Consider the following 7176-nt stretch of genomic DNA (forward strand, 5'->3'; position numbering starts at 1 on the left):
GGACCTGCCGCAGCCGCCCGCCGCATTGCTGACAGCCGCCGACGCGGCGCGCCGCCAGACCGAGCCCGATCCCTTGATGCCGCACGGCGGCAAGGCGCCGCACCGGGCGCCCGCCATTGCCGTGTCCACCGCGCCGGCCGAGTTGCTGGTGACAGTCGGCCAGCCCGAGATGCGGCCCGTGCCAGGGACCTCGCTGCTGTCGGTGGCCAACGCCGATCATGCCCTGTTCATGAATCCCGGCGACAACCGCTACTACCTGTTGGTGTCCGGTCGCTGGTTCCGCGGCGCCAGCCTGGATGGTCCCTGGTCCTTCGTGCCGGGCAAGCAATTGCCGCGCGACTTTGCACGGATCCCGGCCCACGATCCGCAATCGGGCGTGCTGGCTTCGGTGCCGGGCACGCCGCAGGCCAAGGAGGCGCTGATCGCCTCGACCATCCCGCAGACCGCCACGGTGTCGCGCAATGCGGCGAAGCTGCAGGTCGAGTATGCCGGCGGCGAGCCTGCGCTGCGGCCCATTCAGGGTACGGCGCTGTACTACGCCGCCAACTCGCAAGTGCCGGTGATCCAGGCCGAGGGCCGTTATTACGCCTTGTCGCGCGCCGTGTGGTTCGTGTCGGACTCGCCCCGCGGGCCGTGGCGCGTAGCCGACCATGTGCCGGCCGCCATCTACGCCATACCCGTCAGCTCGCCGCTGCACTACGTCACCTACGTGCAGGTGTACGGCTCCACCCCGCAGAGCGTGGTGTTCGGCTACACACCCGGCTACATGGGCGTGGTGGCCAGTCCGGACGGCACCGTGGTGTACGGCACGGGCTACGCCTATCCGCCGGTCATCGTGCAGGACACCTGGGTCGGCTATCCGCCCAGCTACGGCTACGACGCGGCTTTCGCCACCGCGACCGGCTTCGCTTTCGGCTTCGTCGCCGGAGAGACGTGGGGCGGCGCCGCGCCCTACTGGGGGCCTTATTGGGGCGCGCCCTATTGGGGCGGCGTCAACGTCAATCAGGTGGACGTCTACGGCGCCTGGGGCGGTTCGGGCGTGGTCACGCACGCGGCCGGCTGGAATGGCTGGACCGGCACCGAATGGCAGGGCACTCATGCCGAGGGCTACAACCCGCAGACCGGCGCGGCCTTCGAAGGCTCGCGCGGCGCGGCCTATAACGAGTACACCGGCAATGCGGCCGCCGGCCGGCGCGACGCCTACACCAACCCCACGACGGGCGCATCGGGCGCGGGGCGCGCGGGCGTGGCCGCCAATGACGACGGCCAATGGGCTGCCGGCCGCCAGAATGTGCGCACCAACACCAACACGGGCCGCAGCACCATATCGTCCGCCACGGCGACCGGCACGGCCGGCGACGGAGTCAGCAGCGTGGACCGGCGTGGCGCCACCTACGACCGCAACACGAACAGCGGCATGGCGTGGAACAACGGCAACGTCTACGCGGACCACAACGGCAATGTCTACGAGCACAACGACAATGGCTGGCAGCAGCACACCAGCTCGGGCTGGCAACCGGTGCAGCCCAGCGCGCAGTCGGGCAGCAATTACTTGAATGGCCAGCGTCAGGCGCGCGATTATTCCAGCGAGCGCACGGGCGGCATGGACGGCGGCTGGCAGGGGCGCGGCATGGGCGCCGCGGAAGACGGAGATTGGCGGGCGCGTGGAATGGGAGGCGGCGGGTGGCAGGGCCGCGGCATGGGTGGCCGCGGAGGCTGGGGCGGCGGTTTTGGCGGATTCCACGGCGGCGGGTTCCGCCGGTGAGCCCCGGCGGCAGGAGCGGGGGGCGGCCGCCGGGGCCATCTTCCGCTTACGGACTGAGGCGGAAGCCGCCTGGAGAGCCAAAGTCGTCGAAATGCTGCAACAGCATGCTTTTGCATGCGGCGCAGAAGTAATTCTTGAATGTGCCCGTGGCGCTGCGCTCCTTCAGGATGCCCAGCGCGGGTATTTCTCCCCGGAACAGCAGGGTGGGATGCGGTTGCGTTTTCGTACGCGTCGTCAACTGGACGTAGCAGGCGTCGCAGATTCCCCCGGAAGGCAGCCTGGGCGGGGCGGACCACGAGGTCGCTTTGTGGTCTGGCAATACCGGCCAGCGGCGAGGCACCGGCGGGACTTTTGGAGAATTCAAGACGAGCTTTCAGCGATAAGCAACACATGCAGATCCTAGGAGCCCCGCGGCGCACGGACAAGTAGGTCCGTCCGATACCTAATATCGGCGCGGCGCGCCATCATGCTCGGTGCATCTTTCGCCGATGGTAGAAATCGGATACTTCGGCAGGCGCCGGCGGACACTTACGGTTAAGGTCGGTGCAAGGGCGGCGCAAGTATGCCGGAGGGGGTGGGTATGGCAGCAAGTGGCATCCCGCGTTTGCTGGTGTTGGCCGACAGGGCCGCAATACGTCACTTCGATCGCGTCCTGGCCTCGGCCTGTATGGAGTATTGCTGGGTAGAGTCACTGGCCCAGCTCGGCGCCTCGCTGCAGGGCGGCGCGGTGGGTGTGGTGGTGGCGGAGGTCAGCGGCCTCAACGCCGACGGCATACGGTTGCCGGCCTGCGTCAGGCAGTTTTGCGAGCGCGACGGCGAGGGCGAAGGAGCTCAACCCGTGATCGTATTGCTGCAAGGGGACATCGCCTATGGAACCTTAGTGCGCCATGCGGAAATTTCGCGCGATCAGGGGCTGGACGTGCGCGTCGTGCGCAGGGAAGGACGGATGTCGGGCGTGCTCGAAATTCTGCGCGGCATACTCAGCGCTCCGCCCAAGGGTCGGACGAAGCGGAGGCACAACGGCTACGGCAGTCTGAAGGAATCGGACCTGCGCCGCGGCCTGAGCTCGCCGGGCGAGGTGCGCATTGTGCTCCAGCCGCAGTACGAGCTGGCCAGCGGCCTGCTGGCAGGCGCTGAAGCGCTGGTGCGCTGGCGTCACGAGCGGGTAGGCGAAGTGCCCGCGATCGTCACGGTAACGCTGGCGCACCGCCATGGCCTTGGAGATGCGCTGTTCCACCATGTCGCCGGGTTGACCGCATCGGTACTCGCAAGGCTGCAGCGCGCCGGAGAGGGCCTGCGTATCGCGATCAACGTGTCAGCCGACGTGCTCTGCGCGCCTCAGTTCGTACCCAGGCTGATCGGAGATTTCGGCAGGCTGGGACTGGATGCGAAGCGCCTGACGGTGGAGTTGACCGAGGACATGCCTGCGGACGATCTGCTCTGCCTGTCGACGGCCTTGAATCTGTTGCGCCTGCATGGGTTCGGTGCATCGATGGATGACTTCGGCGTCGGCAATTCGACCCCTGAACTGCTGACGCGGCTGCCATTCGACGAACTCAAGATCGACTCCAGGTACGTGCGCCGGGCGGCCATCGATCCGGCGGCGCGCGCGGTGCTGGCATCGGCGCTGCAACTGAGCCGGGACCTGGGGTTGAGGTCGGTGGCGGAAGGGATAGAAACGCCGGAAGGGCTGGCGCTGGTGACTTCCATGGGTTGCCAGATCGGTCAGGGCTTCCTGCTCTCTCCGCCACTGGAGGTCGGCGAGTTCCAAGGCGAATTGCCGCGCCTGCGCCGCCTCAGCTAAACAGCGATACCTTGCCTTCTTTCGCGAGCGCCCGGGGAATTTCATCCCGCAACACTTCGATGATGCGGGTGATGCGGGGCGACAGCGGGCGCTGTGCGGGCACCAGGGCGTTCAGCGTGAAAGGCGGCACCGCATAGCTGGGCAGTAGGCGGACCAGCCTGTCCTGTTCCAGCGCGTCGGCGCAGGCGGGTTTCTGTACGACGCCGATGCCGCTGCCAGCCAGAATCATCTCGTACATGGGACGCCAGTGGCTGGTCGTCATCGTGGTGCGGATCTGTACGCTGTCGCTCGGCAAGTCGGGGCCGCTCAATGGCAAACGGTCGCTGTTGAAGACGCCCTTCACGCGGATGAACGGATGCTTGGCGAGGTCGGATGGCTTGCTGATCTCGCCGTACCTGCTCAGATAGGCGGGGGTCGCGACCAGCACGCGCTCCACGACGCCCAGCGGATAGGCGATGTAGGCGCCTTCGGCCAACCGTCCCAGGCGCAGCGATATGTCCACGCCTTCCGTCAGCGGATCGACGATGGTGTCGTTCAGGATCAGGTCTATCTTCAGATCGGGGTACTTGGCCTGCATCTGCAGCAGAACGCCGGGCAGGACGATCTCTCCGAAGCACTGCGCCGAGGCGATCCGGATGGTTCCGCTCAGCGTCTGGTCCAGCTGCGAGATCGAGTGCACAGCCTGGTCGGCCGCCTGCAGCAGTTGGCGGCTGTTCTCGTAGAAGGCAAGCCCTTCGTGGGTGCAGGTGAGCGTGCGCGAACTGCGCGTCAGGAGCCTGACTCCAAGGAACTTCTCAAGCCTGTCTATGCGTTCGCTGACTGCCGGTTGTCCCAGATCGAGGTCTCTCGCGGCCGCGGACATGGTGCCTCGTTCTACCACGCGCACATAGATGCGCATCATCGCTAGCAGATCCATGCGGAATCACCGGGAGTCGAAAGGTGGTTCTTGCAAGGGATGCGGGAGCCGGTCCCGAATGTTCGACGCATATGGAAAACCGCAGGTTACGCCCACAGTGCGAGTTGAGATTTGGGGAAGCAGCAGGGCGAGGCCTCTGATCGAGATTGTCGCAGGGCGTATGGCCGTCGGGGTGGAGGCGGCCCGTACCAGAGGCCGCGCGGATAGCTGGCGAGCCCGTTCTACCGATGGCATATCGGTCCCGTAATACGGGCGCGGTTTTGTGGTCGCCGCGTCGATTGCCAACGCAGGATTCTACTGAACGAAAACCGAAATATGGGTAAGGCATTACCCGATGATTTCTATCGGTTTTATGTGCCTATTTGGGGCCAGACCCAACAGGTAAGCTCGGCGATGCTTTTCCCTGCGCGTGCCCAGCGTATTTGGCTGAATCAATTTGTTTCATATTTTGCTGAATCATACGCTTTTCCCGCCCGAATGGAATTTTTTTTTCAGGCATGGCGCCGGCGCGCATTCGGAGCGCATGTGTCAAATTGAGTAATTACGAGCGTATCTATGAACAAGGTTTACAAGACGATCTGGAGTGAATCCGTGGGAGCTTGGATTGCTGTCGGGGAGAACACCGCAGCCCGTGGAAAATCCTCAAGAAATCGTCTGAGACTTTGTCCTCCGGCCTTGGCATTGGGCGGTGCGTTCGTAATGGGGATGTTCGGGGCGCCTCCCGAGGCGCATGCGTCGGCTTATGGTCCGACCCAAACCGTATGTGAAGCTTCAGCTACTGGGGTGGGGCCGGACGGAATCAGCCGTCCAGCGTCTAACGCGGCCAGGGACGGCTCCGGTATATGGTCCAACGTTATCGGGTGCGGCGCAAACGGCGGAAACATGCTCGGCGTGCAAGTGCTGGGGCCTTTTGCCACCGCGACGGGTGATGCAGCCGTCGCTCTGGGCTATGCCTCGTCTGCGGGCATGCGCGCAACGGCGGTCGGCATGCAGGCAGTAGCCTCGGGCATGTCCGCGACCGCACTGGGCCAATGGAGCCGGGCTACGGGCACGGGTGCCGTCGCCATCGGCGGCAACGACACATCCAATACCGCCGCGGCGGGCGCTCTGGCTAGTGGCAACAATGCCGTTGCAATCGCCGGGCAGTCCATGGCCAGCGGTGGGGAATCTATCGCCATCGGCGTGCGTTCCAGCGCGGTCAATGCTGGCGACATCGCCGTCGGCGCCGACAGTCTGGCCAACGGGACGACCAGCAATCTGGCTTCCATGGCCATCGGCCGTGGAGCCCGAGCCGTGGGGGAGGATGCCACGGCCCTGGGAAATTCGTCCCGGGCGGAAGCCGACTACGGCACGAGCGTCGGCAATTTCGCCGCCGCGACGACGCGCAACGCAACGGCGGTCGGCAATTCGGCTGCGGCCAGCGGCGGGGCGGCCACTGCCATCGGTAACTTTTCGGCCGCGTCAGGCCTCAATGCCGTGGCCATCGGCGGCGGCGGGATGCCGGGAACCTATGTCGGCGCGCAGGCCAGAGGCAGCGGCGCGGTGGCGTTGGGCGGCAATCAGGTTCGGGGAGCTGTGGCGGCGGGGCAGGACGGGATTGCGTTGGGCGGCGAGTCCATCGTCGACGCCAACGCGGCGTCCGGCATCGCGGTGGGTCGCGGCGCGCGCGTCTTCGATAGCGCGGCCTACGGCGTTGCGTTGGGAGACGGCGCGGCCGCGCGAGGCCAGAACGATATCGTCATCGGCCGCAGCGCGGCGACGTCGGCGCAGTCGGCCGGCAACAATGTTGCGATGGGCAATGGCGTGACGACCGGCGCCGCGGGTCAGAACGTTGCGATAGGTTCGGGGTCTACCTCGGCGGTCGCGAGCAATGCATCCGGCGGCGCGGTGGCGATCGGGCGTGGCCAGAAAGCCTCGGGTAATGGCGCGGTAGCGCTCGGCGATCCGAATACGGCCAATGGCAATGGCGCGGTGGCGGTGGGCGAGAACAATGTGGCGGCGGGCGACGCCGCGGGCAATAGTGCCGCACAGGGCGCGGTAGCCATCGGCAGCGGCAATCAGGCCGTGGGGCGGGGCTCGGTCGCGCTGGGCAATGCATCGTGGACGTCTGCCGCCGGTTCGCTGGCGCTGGGGGACACGGCCCGCGCGGCGGCGCTCAACGGCGTTGCGCTGGGGTCCAATGCGGTCGCCTCCAATGCCGGCGATGTGGCCCTGGGGGCCGGCTCGAACACGGCGGCGGCGGTCGGAACGTCTCAGACCGTCATCAATGGAACCACCTATTCCTTCGCGGGCACGGCGCCGTCCAGTACGGTGAGCATCGGCGCCCCGAATGCCGAACGTACAATCACGAATGTCGCCGCAGGCCGCCTTAGCGCAAGCAGTACGGACGCCATCAATGGTTCGCAGCTCTACGCTACCAGTCAGGCTATCGACCAGGTCGGCGACACGATCACGAACATTGCGGGCGACACGAGCCAGGCGAACACCGATGCCAATGGCATGGGCATCCGCTATGTGCGGACCAACGAGGCGGGGCTGACGAAAAGCGACGCGTCGGCGCAAGGTAAGGGCAGCACGGCGGTAGGCTACAACGCGACGGCCACGGCCGAGAGCGCGTTGGCGCTGGGCCGCGAAGCCAAAGCGAGCCATGCGGGCAGCGTGGCGCTGGGCGCGAACGCGGTGGCCGATGGT

General features: G+C 66.3%; 4 protein-coding genes and 1 pseudogene. 4 read left to right on the forward strand and 1 reads right to left on the reverse strand.

The features are described 5' to 3' along the window. Both VIR09_RS17150 and VIR09_RS17155 read left to right on the forward strand, forming a co-directional pair. Positions 1–1765 (forward strand): carbohydrate-binding family V/XII (locus tag VIR09_RS17150; protein ID WP_332013964.1); only part of this gene is annotated, 1765 nt, incomplete at its 5' end. A 610-nt stretch (positions 1766–2375) separates the two neighbouring features. After that, complete coding sequence (locus VIR09_RS17155) at positions 2376–3569, forward strand: EAL domain-containing protein (protein ID WP_332013966.1); 1194 nt, start codon at positions 2376–2378, stop codon at positions 3567–3569. Here the strand turns inward: VIR09_RS17155 and VIR09_RS17160 are convergent. Further along, positions 3562–4485 (reverse strand): LysR family transcriptional regulator, encoded by a 924-nt coding sequence (locus VIR09_RS17160; protein WP_332013965.1) that lies wholly within the window; start codon positions 4483–4485, stop codon positions 3562–3564. The two genes, VIR09_RS17155 and VIR09_RS17160, sit on opposite strands and share 8 nt — an antisense overlap. Positions 4486–5040: 555 nt before the next feature. Between VIR09_RS17160 and VIR09_RS31605 the strand changes: the two are divergent. Both VIR09_RS31605 and VIR09_RS17165 read left to right on the forward strand, forming a co-directional pair. After that, positions 5041–5157: pseudogene (locus VIR09_RS31605) on the forward strand (ESPR domain-containing protein); the annotation flags it as partial. Positions 5158–5367: 210 nt separating this feature from the next. Next, positions 5368–7176: YadA family autotransporter adhesin (locus VIR09_RS17165; RefSeq protein WP_414639442.1), on the forward strand; the 1809-nt coding region annotated here is incomplete at its 3' end.

It is taken from the genome of Achromobacter sp., from assembly GCF_036567245.1.
Classification (GTDB): Bacteria; Pseudomonadota; Gammaproteobacteria; order Burkholderiales; family Burkholderiaceae_B; genus Achromobacter.